The sequence below is a fragment of the Candidatus Frankia nodulisporulans genome (genome assembly GCF_902806475.1).
GTDB classification, from domain to species: domain Bacteria; phylum Actinomycetota; class Actinomycetes; order Frankiales; family Frankiaceae; genus Frankia; species Frankia umida.
The window spans coordinates 1-273 of sequence record NZ_CADCWS010000596.1; the positions used below are offsets into that span (position 1 = coordinate 1).

Consider the following 273-nt stretch of genomic DNA (forward strand, 5'->3'; position numbering starts at 1 on the left):
ATGTGCGCGGTGCGGGCCTGTACCCGGGCCACCCGCGCCCCCGCGGCGGTCACCGCGGCAAGCCGGGTCTCCTCCGCACCGGCCTGCGCGGACAGTCGGGCTCGGGAGACGGCGGCATCGTCGCGGGCCGTCTGGCGGATGGTGCGGATCTCTTCCAGGGCGGTTGGGGTGAGGGCGGTACGTTCCCACAGGCCGTGGACCAGCCACAGCGCTTTCGCGGCCAACGGCAGCCAGGCCACCGCCAGCCACCCCGCCGGCGATGACGGGCCGACA

Annotated in this window: 1 pseudogene; it reads right to left on the reverse strand. The window is 75.5% G+C overall.

Features of this window, described 5'->3' with window-relative positions:
* Positions 1–239: pseudogene (locus tag G6R24_RS21530) on the reverse strand (protein spdB); the annotation flags it as partial.
* Between the last annotated feature and the right edge of the window lie 34 nt (positions 240–273).